The organism is Anaerococcus groningensis (assembly GCF_046365465.1).
GTDB classification, from domain to species: Bacteria; Bacillota; Clostridia; order Tissierellales; family Peptoniphilaceae; genus Anaerococcus; species Anaerococcus groningensis.
On the sequence record NZ_JBGMEG010000004.1, the window covers coordinates 122,306 to 139,667 of the forward strand.

Annotated in this window: 17 protein-coding genes; 1 reads left to right on the forward strand and 16 read right to left on the reverse strand. The window is 33.9% G+C overall.

What is annotated here, in order from left to right; genetic code table 11:
• Window position 1 precedes the first annotated feature (1 nt).
• The 9 genes from AB9Q04_RS03730 to AB9Q04_RS03770 all read right to left on the reverse strand — a co-directional run bounded on the left by AB9Q04_RS03730 (window position 2) and on the right by AB9Q04_RS03770 (window position 10,817).
• The gene (locus tag AB9Q04_RS03730; protein WP_410024037.1) at window positions 2-1,120 is read right to left on the reverse strand and encodes an ABC transporter substrate-binding protein; all 1,119 of its coding nucleotides are present in this window, start codon (window positions 1,118-1,120) and stop codon (window positions 2-4) included.
• 197 nt (window positions 1,121-1,317) lie between these two features.
• A complete protein-coding gene (locus tag AB9Q04_RS03735) occupies window positions 1,318-1,962 on the reverse strand; it encodes a hypothetical protein (protein WP_410024038.1) in 645 nt (214 codons plus the stop codon).
• A complete protein-coding gene (locus AB9Q04_RS03740; RefSeq protein ID WP_410024039.1) occupies window positions 1,952-3,289 on the reverse strand; it encodes an MATE family efflux transporter in 1,338 nt (445 codons plus the stop codon). Before AB9Q04_RS03740 ends, AB9Q04_RS03735 begins: the two co-directional genes overlap by 11 nt.
• Window positions 3,276-4,154 (reverse strand): metallophosphoesterase family protein, encoded by an 879-nt coding sequence (locus AB9Q04_RS03745; protein WP_410024040.1) that lies wholly within the window; start codon window positions 4,152-4,154, stop codon window positions 3,276-3,278. The genes AB9Q04_RS03740 and AB9Q04_RS03745 overlap by 14 nt, the downstream gene beginning before the upstream one ends.
• A gap of 1 nt (window position 4,155) precedes the next feature.
• Entirely contained in the window at window positions 4,156-5,061 is a 906-nt protein-coding gene (locus tag AB9Q04_RS03750; protein WP_410024041.1) for a carbohydrate ABC transporter permease, read from the reverse strand.
• A 71-nt stretch (window positions 5,062-5,132) separates the two neighbouring features.
• On the reverse strand, window positions 5,133-6,908 hold the full coding sequence (locus AB9Q04_RS03755; RefSeq protein ID WP_410024042.1) for an extracellular solute-binding protein: 1,776 nt from the start codon (window positions 6,906-6,908) through the stop codon (window positions 5,133-5,135).
• 11 nt (window positions 6,909-6,919) lie between these two features.
• Complete coding sequence (locus AB9Q04_RS03760) at window positions 6,920-7,918, reverse strand: ABC transporter permease (protein ID WP_410024043.1); 999 nt, start codon at window positions 7,916-7,918, stop codon at window positions 6,920-6,922.
• Window positions 7,863-9,101: an ABC transporter ATP-binding protein gene (locus tag AB9Q04_RS03765; protein WP_463049194.1), complete on the reverse strand. Its 1,239-nt coding sequence runs from the start codon at window positions 9,099-9,101 to the stop codon at window positions 7,863-7,865. Before AB9Q04_RS03765 ends, AB9Q04_RS03760 begins: the two co-directional genes overlap by 56 nt.
• Before the next feature lie 375 nt (window positions 9,102-9,476).
• A complete protein-coding gene (locus AB9Q04_RS03770; protein ID WP_410024044.1) occupies window positions 9,477-10,817 on the reverse strand; it encodes an MATE family efflux transporter in 1,341 nt (446 codons plus the stop codon).
• A 78-nt stretch (window positions 10,818-10,895) separates the two neighbouring features.
• Here AB9Q04_RS03770 and AB9Q04_RS03775 point away from each other — a divergent pair, with 78 nt between their 5' ends.
• The gene (locus tag AB9Q04_RS03775; protein WP_410024045.1) at window positions 10,896-11,507 is read left to right on the forward strand and encodes a sugar O-acetyltransferase; all 612 of its coding nucleotides are present in this window, start codon (window positions 10,896-10,898) and stop codon (window positions 11,505-11,507) included.
• Window positions 11,508-11,802: 295 nt separating this feature from the next.
• Here the strand turns inward: AB9Q04_RS03775 and sdaAA are convergent, their stop codons facing one another.
• The 7 genes from sdaAA to AB9Q04_RS03810 form a co-directional block, all read right to left on the reverse strand.
• Complete coding sequence (gene sdaAA / locus AB9Q04_RS03780; RefSeq protein WP_410024047.1) at window positions 11,803-12,681, reverse strand: L-serine ammonia-lyase, iron-sulfur-dependent, subunit alpha; 879 nt, start codon at window positions 12,679-12,681, stop codon at window positions 11,803-11,805.
• Between the two features lie 9 nt (window positions 12,682-12,690).
• Window positions 12,691-13,353, reverse strand: a complete 663-nt coding sequence (sdaAB, locus tag AB9Q04_RS03785; RefSeq protein WP_410024048.1) for an L-serine ammonia-lyase, iron-sulfur-dependent subunit beta — start codon at window positions 13,351-13,353, stop codon at window positions 12,691-12,693.
• 86 nt (window positions 13,354-13,439) lie between these two features.
• Window positions 13,440-14,672 carry a dicarboxylate/amino acid:cation symporter gene (locus AB9Q04_RS03790; RefSeq protein ID WP_410024049.1) on the reverse strand — a complete coding sequence of 411 codons (1,233 nt, stop codon included), beginning with the start codon at window positions 14,670-14,672 and terminating at the stop codon, window positions 13,440-13,442.
• Window positions 14,673-14,911: 239 nt separating this feature from the next.
• The gene (locus AB9Q04_RS03795; protein WP_410024050.1) at window positions 14,912-15,532 is read right to left on the reverse strand and encodes a superoxide dismutase; all 621 of its coding nucleotides are present in this window, start codon (window positions 15,530-15,532) and stop codon (window positions 14,912-14,914) included.
• Window positions 15,533-15,650: 118 nt separating this feature from the next.
• A complete protein-coding gene (locus AB9Q04_RS03800; protein ID WP_410024051.1) occupies window positions 15,651-16,376 on the reverse strand; it encodes a TlpA family protein disulfide reductase in 726 nt (241 codons plus the stop codon).
• A complete protein-coding gene (locus tag AB9Q04_RS03805; protein WP_410024052.1) occupies window positions 16,360-17,223 on the reverse strand; it encodes a 4Fe-4S binding protein in 864 nt (287 codons plus the stop codon). Before AB9Q04_RS03805 ends, AB9Q04_RS03800 begins: the two co-directional genes overlap by 17 nt.
• Entirely contained in the window at window positions 17,216-17,362 is a 147-nt protein-coding gene (locus tag AB9Q04_RS03810) for a CD1871A family CXXC motif-containing protein (protein ID WP_410024053.1), read from the reverse strand. The genes AB9Q04_RS03805 and AB9Q04_RS03810 overlap by 8 nt, the downstream gene beginning before the upstream one ends.

A 17,362-nucleotide genomic window follows, 5' to 3' on the forward strand; every position in this document is an offset into this window, starting at 1 on the left:
CCTACATCTTACTGATTACATTTTCTTGCCACATATTACCTAGATTTGGAAGCACTTCATTCCATGCATCGTGATCTTCTATTGGATAAACATTAGCATTTTCATATTCGCTATCAGGTAGTAGGGCAGCTTTTGCATCTTCATCAAGTTTTACATTTTCTCTAATTGGACGAGCATGGCCACGAGCAAGGTTATTTTGTCCTGCATCAGATAGAATATATTCTCTAGCTAGAGCTGCAGCATGGGGTCTTTTTGAATATGCGTTTAGTATTGTTGTATAACCAGACATTGTCGCACCATCTTGAGGGATTACTACTTTAAATCTATCTGATCCTAGCTCATCTTGGGCTGAAAGAGCGTTAAAGTCCCACATTGGAACCACAGCATGCTCTCCGGCTTGTAGTGTTGCTGTAGTAGACCCTTGTACATTTAGTTTTCCTTTTTCAGCTAATTTAGCAAAATAATCTAAACCTGGTTGTAAGTTTGTTTCATCCCCGCCGTAGGCAATAGCAGCTGATAAAAGAGCAAATTGATCTTGGTTACCACTCGATACATCCCCAATTGTTACTGCATAATTTCCTTCTAAAACTTCTTTCCAGCTTGTTGGTACTTCTCCTCCTGTAGCATCTGTATCTACAATAAAGGCCATTGTCCCTGTATAAGAAAGTAACCAGTATCCTTCTTTTTCTGGATCTTTTGCCCAGTCAGGAATCTCATCATAGTATGAAGTTTTGTATGGAAGTAATAATCCTCTATTTTTTGCTTCTGGACCAAAAGCTATACCAACATCACCGATGTCTGCCGATGCATTATCTTTTTCATTTTCAAATATAGCAAGCTCTTCTGCAGATGACATATCTGTATCCACATGTTTGATGCCATATTCACTATCTAAATCAGCCCAAGTTTCTTTCCAGTTTGCCCAAGAATCAGGCATACCAACCGAGTTTACCTCACCTTCTTCTTTAGCCTTTGCTGTAATTTCTTCAACAGACATTGAATTTAAATCTAGCTTTGCTTGTTCATTACCAGAATTATTAGCTTCACCACCACAAGCAGTCAGTGATAAGCCTAGCATACCAATTGTAAATAAATAAGATATTTTTTTTGTAATTTTCATATTAACTCCTTTAATTATATATATTTAAGTTTATCAAGTAGATGTAAACTCCCTGACAAAAGAAGGTAAAATAAAACTTAAGGAAAGTGTTTTCGTAAATTAATATTTAAAAAATATTTTACAAAGTTGGCATTTTGTAAATGTATTATAAAATTGATTAATAAAAAATTACTAGACGTATTGTCTAGTAATTTTTATTATTTTAAGTTGAAAAGTAAGTGAGTAATAGATTCTTTTCCTATGATTTTTTTATAAAATCTATAGGATAATTCTATGGCTATACCAGGTAAAAGTAGGACCAATAAGAGGCTTGAGATTTTATATAAGATTATAGCAATAGCTGCTAGAAAGGCATTTAAGACTAAAAAATCAATGGTATTTACTACTACAAGCGAGATAGAGTTTCTAATCACCTCTTTAAATCTCATCTCCTTATAATTTGCCATTATATAAAAACTAATGCCCATAGTATTTATAAGCACAAAGGCAAAGATTATATTTAAATAGAACATCCCTGTAAATAAAGGGTTAATTGATGTGGAAAAGTAAAATAAATCTATGGCTAAAATTAATATTAAACTTACATATAAGAGGCTAATTTTTATGTATTTAAGGGAGTAGCTTATTATATTTTCCTTAAAAAACTTAAATACTTTTATCTTTTCCTTGTATCTTTCACCGTCTATCTTTTTTACCAAATCAAAAAACATTACATGGCCCCCGGCAAAGGTTAAAAACCCTAAACCCATGACCATAGTAACTACAAATACTATGGAATAAGTCAAAAAATAATATATTTTTTCAAAAATTACGGAAATTACATTTCTTAATTTAGTATCCATCATCCACCTCATTTATTCTCATCCACTTACCAGATTTAAATCTTATGGTAAATAAAAGTCTTCTTAAAACTTCATCTAGGATAAATATTATCCAAACTGCCCTAAGCCCCATCCCCAGTTTACTTACAAATAGGTAAGAAAAAGGAATTACTAAGGCATAGGTCGTGATTATTCCGACTATTACTGGGAATTTTACATCTTTTAGTACATTTAAAGAATTTACCAAAATCTCATTTGCCACTCTCATAGGATCTAAAAGGATTTGGAAAAATAATAATTGGCTAACTATTGATGTAATTTCTGGATCTTTAGTAAAAATACCTACCAAAAATCTGCCAAAAAGGGCTAAAATCAAGTTTACCCCTGCCGCAATTAGACTTATCCTATTTGCATTTATGACTCCAAAATTTTTTATTTTTTGAAAATCCTTGTTTCTATAAAAATTACCAATAACAAGGTTGCTAGAAACACCTGCTGCCACCCCAATAGAAAATATAAAAGAGGTTATAGTTTGTGTATAAATTTTAGAACTTACAGCAATTGTTCCAAGGGAGGCAATTATTGCAGTAATTATTGTTTGGCTAAAATTATAGGATATCTGCTCCATAGCCGAAGGTATACCTAAAGACAATATTTCTTTTTTTAGGGGAATCTTTCTAAAACCACCTTTAAAATCAAATATTTCTGCTATATTTTTCTTTAAAGTAAAAAGGGTTAAAAGCATACCCAAAAGCCTAGAAACTAGAGTTGCAAGTGCAATATAGGATATGCCCCCTAGGTTAAAAATTACTATAAGAGAGTTTCCTAAAATCACTAAAAGAGTGTTAATTACAGAAACTTTTACTGCTACTTTTACAAAACCAAAGGCACGCAGAGCCCCTAGCATTAGCGAAGTCATAGCTAAAAATATAATTGAAACCGACACTATCCTTATATATATAGAAGTTTCATCTAAAAGTTCCCTTGGAGTTTGCATTAACATCAAAAGATCTCTATTAAATAAAAATACGGCTATAACTATTAAAATTGCTATAATCACATTTAAAATTATTGACTCTTTTAAAATCGATTTTACATAAGCTATCCTAGATTTTTCTGCATTTTGAATAATTAAAATACTTGCTCCAAGGACTACAATATTTGTAATCATAGCAAATATATTTAATAATTGGTCAGATATACCTATTGCCGCTACCATTTGATCGTTAAAAAGAGAGAATAAAAATACATTAAAATTTCCTATTAAGGTTAGGAAAATTTGCTCCACTAATAAGGGCCAAAACAGATCTTTATATTCTTTTGTAAAAAGTTTCTTATTTGTCTGCATCAATCTTAATATTTCTAATTTTTATTTCAAAGGGATCTTTTGTAATTTCAATAACTGTAGCTCCTTTTGGAAGATCTCCATAGGCTTGGTAGCCTGATGAATTTGCATAGGCTAAGTGGATGCCATGTAGGGTACTATCAAAATTATTTTCGTGGTCATGGCCTACTATCATCCCCCAAGTTTCACCATTTAAAAGCATATTTGCAAACAAGCCTGTATTTATTTTTGGAGCTGAGATCTCTTCGTTGGTTTCTTCCTGGACTCCTGATAAGATATTTTCCTTGCTTTGCCAATATTCTGGTACAGGAATATGTTGGAAAATTATATTGCGTTTTATACCATCATTTTTCTTATACTTAGCAGATGTTTTTCTAAACCACTCTACTTGTTCTGGTAAAACCCATTCATAGGTTCCAAAGCCTAATCTATCATCAGCACCAGAGTCAATAAAGTATAGATATAAAAGATCATCTCCATTTTCACTTAGAGGGATTAGATAATTTTCCTTATCATCTATGATAAAGCTATCTATTTTTTCTGGTTTGTTTGTGATTATTTTATCATAGATTTCTCTTAATTCTGAGCGTGTAATGCCTTCTTCGCTATCGTGGTTACCAAAGGTTATGGCAAGGGGTATATCGTATTTATTAAAATATTCCATTACAATTTGAAAAACTTTATCAGAATTCTTTACCCCGTCTGACCACATAATATCCCCTGTATGAACTATCAAATCTGGTTTTTCTTTTGTAAGAATATTATCAATCAAATTAAAAGTTCTGATATCATCTTCGTGGTGAGGTAGATTTCCAAAATGTGTATCGGTAAATTGTACTATCTTAAAAGTATTATTTTTAAATTCCATACTATTCCTTTACTGAACCTATAGTAATACCTTGGACAAAATATTTTTGTATGAAAGGATACATGATTACTATTGGCAAGATAACTACAATAATAGTTGCCATTTGTAGAGAGTCTCCTGTTACTTGGATCCTGTCAAGCTGTTGGTAGGCTGCTCCTGCATTTTTTGCTAAAATATCTGCTAGTCCCTGTTGGCGGGTTAGCATATCTTGTAAAATTGTTGCAAGCGGTTTTAACTTTTGATTTCTAACGTAAAAACTTCCTGCAAACCAGTCATTCCAGTGGCCTACTGCTGTAAAAAGAGTAACTGTAGCCAGTGTTGGCTTACTCATCGGTAGTACCATATCGGTAAAGATTCTAAATTCTTTCATCCCGTCTATTCTTGCAGCTTCTACAAGACTCATTGGCACTTGAGAAAAGGCAGATCTTAAAAGCAAAATATTTGTGACACTATATAAACCTGGCACAATATAAACCCAAATTGTATTGGTAAGGCCTAGTTGGCTTAAAACTAAATAATAAGGGATAGTTCCCCCACTAAATAGCATGGTGAAAAATATAAAAAATGTAATTTTCCCCCTACCTGGTAAATCTGGGATAGTAAGGGCCCAAGCTGCCATAGACATTAAAAATACACCGAGAACTGTACCAAGGACAGTTCTAAAAATAGAAATAAAAAATCCATTTATTAAATTGTCTTGCTTAAAAACTTCTTTAAAGTTTTCTAGGGTAAATTCTCTAGGAAAAAATGCTATACCTCCACGGGCCGCGTCTTGGCCTGAGTTGAAAGCTAGAGCTAAAATGTGCAAAAATGGCAAAATAATAGCAAGGGCCATTATTATTAAAATAATATAAAAAATAACTTGTGACCATCTACTAGTTTGGATGGCCTTATTTGATTTTTCCATAATCCTCCCTAAATAAAAACTCCTCCGAGAAAATTTAGTTTATCCTCGGAGAAGGATTTTTACTTAAAATATTAATAGAATATTGTATCTCCATCTTTTTCTTTTTGTTCTAAGAACTTGCAGAAACCTTCGATGTCAGCATCTTGTAATCTTTGACGAGCTTGGTCTAGGATTGCCTCTGCTTCTTCTTCACTAGTCGCGTAGTAAGCTTTAACTATTGCATCATCCCAGTCTTCTAGAGCTTGAGTAAGATTTCCATCTTCGCCTTCAAATTCGTATAGGTAAGCTTTTGGATATAGACCATCTATTACTTCTTTATCTTCAAATTTTTTATCAAAATTGTATTCTTCAAGAAGTTTTGCTGCCCCACTTGCTTCTTCTCCTCTCACACTATCTCCCCAAGATTCTTCACCAAAGTCTCCTAGATTGTCCATATCTGTGTAAGCAAAGTGTTCACCCCAGAATGCTCTAACGCCTCTGAAACCTTCTTTGATAGCTTCATCTGGGTTTTCATCTTGAAGTTTTACTAATTCTTTTTTAGGAACTGGTTTACCATCTACCATATCATAGTGCTTACCTTCTAAGCCGTAGAAATATAGTAGTTTTCCTTCTTCAGAAGCCATCCAGTCAGCAAATTTTACAACTTCTTCAGGATTTTCTGTTGTAGCTGGAACTGCCCAACCTGTGTATCCAGATTTGTATGGTTTTACCATATTGTCTGATCCATCTACTCTTTTTATATCACCTAATGGCATCCATTCTCCATTGGCAATTTCTGGTCTATAGTTATGAGAGTCAGATACGATAGCAAATGATTTATTTTGGATACCTTCTTGGGCACGAGTTTCTTCCATTGTATAGAATTCTGGGTGCATTAGCCCTTCTTCTAACCATTTACGAACTTTTGCAACTCTTTTTTCACCATAATCTGTCATAGATTCGTGTTTTACAGTATCTCCGTCTTTGGCAAATTTTTGTTCGCCTTCACCTTGCCACATTAAATCTCTATAAGGTCTTGGTCTTTCAGAACCACCCCATGATGTTGGACCTAGTGGAGTTACAGGGTTTCCGTTATTGTCTTTGTAATCACCCTTGGCAATTTTATCTAATAATTCTTCTAATTGATCGCTTGTTTTTATATCATCAGTTTTTACACCAAGATCTTCTGCAATATCACGTCTAATAAACATATTTCCAAATAATTTACGTCCTGGGTCTGCAGGATTTCTATTAATTGACATATGAACTAGATATGTTGCACCATCTTGGTCATCTCTCATCATAATATTTTCTTTTGTATCTGTTGGTAAATATCCTTCTTCGAAATATTTTCCATAGATTTTGCTTTCTTTTAAAGGCTCAGAGATATCAGCAAACATGCCTTCATTACTTGCTTTAAGTAGTAATGGAAATTCTGGTCTACCTGAGTTATCTAGGTAAAATGCAACTGCATCTGGAAGATCTCCTGATGATAGACCTGCTGCAAGAGCTTCATAAGAATCTTCATTTGATACTGATTCAATTGTTAATGTGATTCCTGTTTTATCTTTGATGTATTGAGCAATTTCTGGGCTCATAGTTCCTTCACCAGTATCTCCAGCTGATTCAAAAACTAAAAGTCTAATTTCTCTATCAGCAATCCATGAATCTGGTTTGTCAGTATTATCTTCTGCAGTCTTATTACCATCTTTTTTATCAGCATCTTCTGTTTTATTGTCTGCTGATTGAGTTGTTTCTGTCTTATTATCAGTTGTGGTAGTTGTTTCATTGTTATTTCCACAAGCTGTTAGGGCAACTAAGCTCATTGCCATTAGCATAGCCTTGCTAAAAGATTTTTTAATATTCATATTTTCTCCTCTTACCATAAAGAATTTTCGCCGTATTTATCGGCTGCTTTGTTAACTGCAACAGTAAGTCCAAGTCCTACTAGACCTTGGATAAGACCAACTGCTGTTGCTGGGCCATAACGAGCTTTTTCAAGCCCAGTTTTTACAACATAAGTATCAATTATTTCTGACACTTGGTAGTTACCTGGATTTTGCATCAAGTATACTTGGTCAAATCCAGCTGATAATATGCCACCTAGGGAGATGATAAATAAAATCATAATTGTTTTTGAAATCCCTGGTAGGGTGACATGACGGGTTTGCTTTAGTCTATTAGCTCCATCTATGGCTGCAGCTTCATAAAGAGATGGAGATATACCCATAATAGCTGCATAATAGATAATCGAATCCCAACCTACATTTTTCCATAAATAAGTTCCAAAGACTGCTGGATAGAAAAATTCATTTTCCATCATAAAAAACCTAGATCCATCACTGGCCCCTATATCTCTTAAAAGATTATTAATCAAACCCGTATTTGGGGCAAAAAGTTTATTTAACATACCAATTACAACTACCCATGAAATAAAATATGGTAAATAAGTGATAGATTGAAAAATAGATCTGTGTTTTGTATTTGATATTTCGTTAAATATTAATGCTAATATTATAGGGAACGGTAGGTAAATAAATAGTTTTATAGCTGATATTATAAGAGTATTTCTAATGTAAATAGGTGTTTGCCTATCAGCAAAAAACTCTTTAAAATATTGAAGGCCTACCCAACCAGTCCCATACATGCCGGAGTTAAAGGAAAATTTTCTAAAGGCTAGGATATTTCCTGTCATTGGCCAATAAGAAAATATTATAAAAAATAATATGGCTGGGGCAAGCATTAGATAGAAAGTTTTATACTTGGCCATTTTTTGCCACAAAGTTTTTTTAACCGGTTTAAAAAATGGGTCATAGCCATCGTTATTGTTTGGATGGTTGGTAAATGTGTGCTGAGCTATCGATGCTGTCTGACTCATCTGATCTCTCATATTGGAGTTCGGATTTTCCACTTACATCCCCCCTTTCTTTAACAACATTCTGATAATTTTTCTCATCATCAAGGACTATGCGCTCTGTAGTATCTTTATCAAAAAAGTTTGCAAAATCAAGGTCAAAGGCTAGGGTTAAATCTTGGTTTCTGCTAAATTCATCAAGTGTATTTACTTTAGCAATGATATTTTGATCGTCTACTAAAAAGTGGATTAAAGTTTCAGATCCCAGCATTTCCGCTAGGCGCACCTTGGTAGAAAATGGCACATAACGATTATTATCCTTATCCAAATCACCAGCTAAAATTATATTTTCTGGACGGATACCAAAAATTAAGTCTTTGTTCATATAGCCTTTAAGGGCTAATTGATTAAGGATACTTTCATTTAATTTTATAAGCCCATCTCGTGTTTTAAGGCCATTTTCTGTTAGGGTAACTGGGATAAAGTTCATGGCAGGAGAACCCATAAAACCTGCTACAAAGATATTATTTGGATATAAGTAAATATCTTTTGGTGTAGAAACTTGTTGGATGACCCCATCACGCATTAAAACAATCCTATCAGCCATGGTCATAGCTTCTACCTGGTCGTGGGTTACATAAATTGTAGTGTTACCAAATTCTTTTGAAATATTAGAGATTTCCGACCTAGTTTGTACTCTTAGTTTTGCATCAAGATTTGATAGAGGCTCATCCATTAAGAAAACTTTTGGGTTTCTTGAAATAGCTCGGCCTAGGGCTACCCTTTGGCGTTGGCCCCCAGATAATTCTTTTGGCAGCCTATCTAAGTATTCAGTTAATCCTATGATATCTGCTGTTCTTTTAACTGTTTTATCTATCTCACTTTGATTTTTATTTTGCATTTTTAGACCAAAACCCATATTTTCTGCCACAGTCATATGGGGATATAGGGCATAGTTTTGAAAAACCATTGCTATATCACGGTCTTTTGGGTGCACATCATTCATTAATTTATCCTCAAAATAAAGCTGTCCTGAAGTAATATCTTCAAGGCCCGCTATCATTCTAAGAGTGGTTGATTTTCCACACCCACTTGGTCCAACAAGCACGATAAATTCTCCATCTTTTATATCAAGATTAAAGTCTTTAACCACGTGTTGGCCTTCTATATAATCTTTGTAGATATGCGCAAGTTTTATATTGCTCATATATGCTCCTTCTAGTTATAATTGTAAAAATTTTGCTGGAAATTATTTAAATTTAACCATAATAAATATGCTCGCCAAAAACCAGCATTCATTTATAAATATAAGGTAGGTGTATTAAGAAAATATAAAACAAATGTAAAATCGCGTATTTATAAAGGTGTTTTAAAATTCGCATTTATTTGCATAATACTTTTTTATTTGTAAAAGTAGTTAATAAAACTTTAATAATTTGCTTGGTTTTGTAAAAGTTAAGTAAAATATTTGTAAAGAAATTTTTAGAATATTTGATAAAAGAAAAACCCAGCAAACACTGAAATTTGCCGGGTTAAAGCTATTTATTAAAAATTTATTTATAACTTATATTAAGTTATAGGACTAGTAGAGGTCTCTTTTTATTTTTCTTAGGATTAACCCCATATTAAAAGTTCCTTTTAAGATAGAAGTAAAGGTCATAGCAATCCATACTCCTGCTACCCCAAAAATTGGCATAAAAAGTTTAGAAAAAGGGATTCTTAGAGTATTAAAAATAATTGCAATTGTTGCAGGAGTTTTAGTATCTCCCATCCCATTAAAGGCACCATTTAGGCCAATTTCTACAGCCATAAATATTTGAGAAACTGATAAAATTGCAAGGTATAGGGCTCCAAGTTTTATAGTTTCTGGATCTTTTGGTACAAAAATCTTAATTAATGGATACCTAAAAATATAAAGGACAACCATAGAAATCGCCCCAATTACAAAGACAATTTGAAAAGACCTTCTAATAACTTTTCTAACCCTTTCAAAAAGCTTAGCCCCATAGTTTTGCCCCACCATGGCTGCAATTCCTATTTGTAAACCCTCCGTTGTATTCCAGGTTATAGATTCTAGCTGGCTACCAACAGAATAAGCTGCGACAGCTGCTTCACCAAAGCCTGCCATAAATTTATTTAAAATCATACTGACAACTGCCATATAAACATTCATAAGAGCTGCCGGAGTCCCTAATCTAAAAATTTGACTCATCCAATTTCTCTTATAATCAAAATGATTTATAGAGTTTTTAAGCAATTGATTTTTACTTAAAATTACAATCACAAAAATAATAGTAACAATTACTTGAGCTAAAACAGTAGCAAGTGCAGCTCCGCGCACTTCTAATCGGGGAAAGGGTCCAAGGCCAAAAATTAAAAGTGGATCTAGGATAATATTTGCCACAAGCCCTATAGAGTTTATTAAAAATGGTGTAAGCGAATTTCCAAGTGACTGGAAACTTTGGGATAAGACTGGATTTATAAAGAAAAATATAATTCCAAGGGCTAAAATATAGATATACTCTCGAGCATCAGTACTAGCAATCTCAGATAAATTAAAAAAGCTTACATAGATATTGCCAAAAATAAGCAAAAGCCCCATATAAATAAATCCTAAAATAAAGGTTAAAATATAGCCATTGTTTAAAATTCTTATGGTCTCATCAGCATTATCCCTACCAAAAGCTTGAGAAGCTAAAACCCCCATACCAATTTTTGGCACCAAAGTGATCGCATTAGCAATCCAAATTAAAAATCCTGCAAGACCAACTCCTGCCAAGGCATTTGAACCCAAGCGCCCAATAAAAAACATATCCACAAAACCATAGGTAATCTGGATAAGGACAGTCAGGGCTAGGGGTAAGGATAATTTTAAAAGAGACTTGGTAATATCTCCCTTAGTTAAATTAACATTTTGATTCATAACTTTCTCCTTTGATGGTAATACTTTACAACTTAATATTTATATTGTCATTGAAATTAGCTAGGGTATGGTTGTCATATGAAAACTCAAAAGCAAAGGATGATAGAAGGCAAGCTTTACATGGGTGATGAAGAACTTCGCCAAGATATGTATCAAGCCCGCCGTAAAATGCAAGATTTTAACAATTCCATAACAACCGAAGAAATTAGAGCTAAGGCTAAAAATATTTTTGGAAAGTTTGGTAAAGATTCTATGGTAACTCCCCCATTTAGATTTGACTATGGTTACAATATTTATATTGGCGAGCATTCATATCTAAACTTTAACGTCTCAATCCTCGATTGTGCGCCAGTTTACATAGGGGATAATGTACTAATCGGACCAGATTGTGCATTTTTAACACCAAATCACCCAAAAGATCCAGAAATCAGGAGAACCTTTATAGAATATGCCGAGCCAATCAAAATAGAAAATGACGTGTGGGTAGGAGGAAAAGTTCCAGTAATTGGAGGAGTAACAATAGGAGAAGGCTCAATAATAGGAGCAGGGTCTGTAGTAGTAAAAGATATACCAAAAGGAGTAATAGCAGCAGGCAATCCTTGTAAGGTTATTAGAAACATAGATGAAGGTGATGCTAGTTATTGGCAAGGGAAATATGGGGAGTATATAGAAGAGATGGGCGATAAATAGGCCTTTTTCATACTACTACTGTCGCAAAAAATTTATTATATGGTTTTGATTTAAGGGGCTAAGGTATTATGATACCTAAGGTCCCTTTTTACATTTTGGTAATTTTATTATTTTATATAATTTTTCTACGTTTTATAAGGTCTGACTCTACGATAGGTTTCTCGACTACGCTCAAGATTAAAATGAAGTATTTTCGTTATATTTTACTTTCTTAGATATTAATTATTAACTAAAGATTCCCTAACACCAAAGGTATTAGGGAAAATTTCAAAGTCTTTTTTTATTTGTTTTTTATCTAGTTTGTTCCATCAATATATTTTTCACGAAGTCTAAGTGCTGATGGGCATACTGCTATACCGCCTTCTCCTGTTTCACGAAGACCTGATGGTAGGCTATCTCCTACTCTCTTCATTGCATCTACTGCTTCATCAAAGGTTACAAATACTTTTACCCCTGCCATTGCCATATCTGCACTTGCTAGGGCATTCATAACTCCATTTGCATTTCTTATATTACATGGGAATTCTACCATACCACCTATTGGGTCACAAATAAGACCCATTACATTTAGTAGGGCGCATATTGCCGCGTTTTCTTGGATTTCTATATCATAGCCTCTTAGGTAGCAAACTGCTGCTGCTGCCATTGCAGATGCTGATCCTGTTTCTGCTTGGCAGCCACCTTCTGCTCCTGCAAAGGTTGCATTATCAAAGATTACTTGGCCCATTTGGGTTGCTACTAACATAGCTTCCATTAATTTTCTATCATCAAAGCCATATTTGTGGTACATGGTCATTAGTGTTGCTGGTAGGATTCCTGATGATCCTGCTGTTGGAGCTGCAACAATTTGTCCCATGGCTGCGTTTACTTCACTTGTAGAAAGTGCCATTGCCATAGCTTTTGCTGCGGTATCTCCTAAAACTGTATCTCCACTTAAAAAATAATCATTCATCACTTTCGCATTTCCGCCTGTCATACCTGTTACTGAAACTACTGGTACTTCAAGGGCTGCATGAGATGAATTTTTCATAACATCTAGGGTTCTTTGTAGTCTATCAAAGATCTCTTCTTCGCTCCTGCCTGTGTTTTCTATCTCATCTTTAACAGATAATTCCCAAAGGCTTGCATTTTCTTTTTTGCATCTTTCTTTTAATAATTCAAATTTAGTTATCATATCCTTATCCTAATCTATATATTTAATAAAGGTAAAGTCTTTACCATTTTTAATTTTTTCAAGGGCTTCTGGTATAAGTGGCTCATCTAGTTGGCAAACTAGCATTACATCATCGCCATCTTTTATTGTTTTCATCTCGTGGATATTGTAACCATTGCTATATAAAATACTTGAAACAAAGGCTATAACTCCTTTTTGCTCACCATATGCCATAAATAATGTAGGTCTTTGAGCATAGTATTCTATAGGATTACTATAGATTTTATTAATTACAATAGCTCCCCCACCTATTGATGATCCTTGGATATCAATTGGAGTTCTGCCATCAGGGTATTTAAATACCATCCTTACAGTATTTGGATGAACTTCACCTAGGTCTGTTTCTATAAACTTATAGCTAAGACCTGCTTCATCTGCATACTCAAAGGCATTTATTATTCTATCATCTTCTGGGCCATAGCCTAAAACTCCACCAACTAGGGCTCTGTTTGTACCATGGCCTTTATAAGTTTTTGCAAATGATCCATGTAAATAAAATTCTACTTCATTAAAACCTGGATCTACCATTTTTCTTGCTACATTTGCAATTTTTGCAGCTCCTGCTGTATGCGAAGAGCTTGGGCCTACCATAACTGGCCCTATAATATCAAATATTGAAGCATTTACTGCCATAATTACTCCTTATCTTTTTTAATAATATAAGCTAGCACAATTATATTATGCTAGCTTGGTTTAGCTTTTGCAAAGGTTATCTTTTATTATTTTGGGTTTTTTATAACTGGGATTGGTTTCCAGTTTTTGTTTTTTAATATTCTCTTATTATAAATTTTATCAACTGCATTTGCTATAGCCACATCTCCTGAGACATTTGCTGCTGTTCCAAATGAGTCTTGGGTCAAATAAAGAGATATTAGTAGTCCTGCCATAGCTGATTCTGGCGCTATACCTACCATCGGTAAAAATGGCAAAGCACTCATTACTGCTCCACCTGGCGCTCCAGGAGCTGCTACCATTGCAATACCTAAAGTCACAATCAATTTTATAATGATATCAAATGAGTGTGGCAAATTATACATATAAAGAATGGTAAATACACAACCTATTAAGGTTATCATAGAGCCTGGCAGATGGACTGTTGCTCCAAGCGGTACAACAAAGTCTGCTATTTCTCTACTAACTCCATTATTTGCCGCACATTGTAAGTTTACTGGAATTGTTGCCGCTGATGATTGGGTACCTACTGCTGTCATATATCCTTTTACTTCATTTTTTAGCATAGCAAAAGGGTTTTTACCTGTATAGCTTCCTGAAATCACAAACATAAATGTAACGTATATCAAGTGTAGGATGATAAGACATATAAATATCTTCCAGAATATTCCTAAAACAGCTTTTACTGATCCTAGGTAGCTCATCTCTGCAAAATTACCAAATATAAAAAATGGTAAGATTGGTATAATCGCTACTTCTAAGACTTTTACAATGATTGCATTAAACTCAGATACAGCCTTATATAAAACATCTCCACTATTATTTCCCTTTAGCCAAGAAATAGAAATTCCCATCATAAAGGCAAATATTAGTGCACTTGTTACATCAAAAAACGGTGTAAGTGGCACTGTAAAATATGGCTCTAATTTGTCTGCATTTGAAGATACTATTGCATCTATTTGCTCACTACTGATAAATTTCGGAAAAATATTACTTGCCATTATGTAAGATAGGCTACCTGCTATAAGTGTTGATAGGTAGGAAATCAAAACTGTAATACCTAAAAGCTTCCCTGCTCCCTCACCCAAATCAGAAATCCCCTTTGTAACAAAGGCTAAAATCATCAATGGAATAATAAAGGATAAAAACGAACCAAAAATCTTTGAAAACGTAACTGCTACTCTAATAATACCAACAGGTAAATTTGATCCTGCAAGGACCCCTAAGGCAATTGCAATAAGTAATTTTGGTATAAGACCAATGCTTTTAATACGCCCCATAAATTTCTCCTAATAAATATATTTAATATAATTAAATTATATTAGAATATATCATATCACTTTTACGTGCAAAAGGAAATACGTTTTCAAAGTTTTTATTTATCTTATCATAGATTTAAGTATTTTCCAAATATTTTTTCATCTTTTAACATCAGTGTAATACTATGATAAATTTATACCAAATTAAAGTATAAAAAAACTACTGTCATCACCAGTAGTTTTCTAGTTATAAGACTTGATTATTTGCAAGTACCGCCTTTTTGGAATCTTTCTTCAATAACATCCCAGTTTACTACTTTCCACCATTCTTCTAGGTATTTTGGTCTAGCATTTTGGTAGTCTAAGTAGTAGGCGTGTTCCCAAACATCATTGCCTAGGATAGCTTGTTTACCTTCTAGGATTGGGTTATCTTGGTTTTTTGTAGAAATTACTTCTAGTTCTCCATCATTTAGAACTAACCATGCCCAACCTGATCCAAATTGGCCCTTTCCTGCTGCTTCAAATTCTTTTTTGAAATTTTCAAAGGATCCGAATTTCTTATCGATTGCTTCTTTTAATTCTCCAACCGGTTCACTTGATCCACCTGGCTTCATTGTATTCCAAAATAGGTTGTGGTTTAAAACTCCACCAAGGTTGTTGATGAGTTTTTGTTTTTTATCAGCATCATCTGTAATTTCATCGATTGCTTTTAGTAGGCATTTTGGACATTTCTTTTCTTCATAGCCTGTTCCTTCTAAAAGTTCGTTTGCCGTATTCACATAAGCTTGGTGGTGCTTATCGTGGTGGAAGGTCATTGTTTCTTTTGAGATAACTGGTTCTAGTGCATCATATTCATATGGTAAATCCATTAATTCTAACATTAATTGCCTCCTAATGGGATTATTTCTAAATTTTATTTATGGCTTGGCTGCCATGTGCTTTTATTATACCCGATAACGATAATTGTTATCAACTGTTATGAAAGTAAAAAAGCACCCCTTAGGATGCTTTTGATGACTCCATGGCCATTTTTATATTTTCTTTTAATTTCGCTTGTTGATCTTTTTCTACTAGGGTTCCTTCAATTGGATCACCTATTATATTTCCGTTTTTATCTACTACTATGGTTGTTGGATATACGAAAATATTTTCTAGGTAATTTTTCATTTCACCCTCATAGTCTACGGATAGAGCCTTGTAAGTTGGTTTTTTATCTTTTATTATTCTCTCGTAGGCTTCTTTGGTAGATTCATCGTAGTTTACATCTGTACACATGGATATAAAGTCTACACCATCTTCTTTCTTAAGCTCATCTGCAAGGTCGTTTACTTCATCCATTTCCTCAATACATGCTGAACAACCTGTAAACCATAGGTTTATTACTGTTGCATCATTTTTTGCTATATCTTCGTTAGAATATGGATTGCCGTCTTGGTCTTTGGCTGTGAAGTTTGGAAGAGTTTTTTTGTCAGCCATTTTTGACAGATCAGTTTCTTGTTTGGTTTCAACTTTTTCAGCTTCTTTTGCCATTTCTTTATCGTCTTTGACTTTTTTCTTATCATCAGCTTTTTCTTCATTTTTTGCATCATCCTTACTTGTAGCAGGCATTTCAGCTTGGCTTTCATTTTTTGTTTGCTCATTAGCTGCTTTTTGCTCATTGTTTTGACAGGCTACTAGGGCAAGGCCTAGCATAATAATTGTATAAATATTATTTGCTTTTCTCATTTTCGCTCCTTTGTATAAAAGAGGAAGATATGGCTTTGGTCGGACAAGCTTTTGTACATTCATGACACCTTATGCACTCTAAGTGGCTAGAATTTTTTCTAATATCTACATCCATTTTGCATACTTTTTCGCATTTACCACAATCGATACATTTATTTTTATTCACATCCATTTGATAAAAAGAGTATTTATTAAAGAATGAGTAAAACGCACCCAGTGGGCAAATCCATTTACAAAATGGTCTATAAAATAAAATTGATAATATTATTGTCACAATAAGAATCCCAAGCTTAAGGTTAAACAGACTTCCTAAAGCTAACCTTAGTGAAGGATTTTTAATCGCAAGAGGTATGGCTCCCTCGATTATTCCTTGGGGACAGATATATTTGCAAAAATATGGAGGAATCACTTCATATCTATCACCCATTACAAAGGCCAGGGCTATGATTAGTGAAAACAATATTATATATTTCATATATCTTAGGGGTTTTAATTTTTTTGTGGAGAATTTTTTGCTAGGGATTTTATGGAGTAAGTCCCCAAACCAACCCATGGGACAAAAGAACCCACAGATCAGGCGGCCAACCATTACTCCAAAAAATGCCATCATACCAAAAACGTAATATGAAAACTTGTACTTTTTTGACCCCATAACTGCTTGCATGGACCCTATAGGACATGATCCTGCCGCTCCCGGGCAGGAATAGCAATTAAGTCCTGGCAAGCACAATTTTTTTGTAGAACCACTATAAATTTTGCCCTTAAAAAAGTTTGGTATATGGAAATTGTAGGCCAAGGCTGTTAGGACTTGGATGGTGTTTCTTTTAATATTTTTTATCCTAGCCAATGTCTATACACTCCAAACATAGGTTGATTGCCTTGGTAAATACGCTATTTACTTCACCCCTATAAGCCCCATATACCACAAAACTTATAGAAAGTATTAGTAACATTCCGCTAATTAATTTTTTGTCCTTTTCTATCAT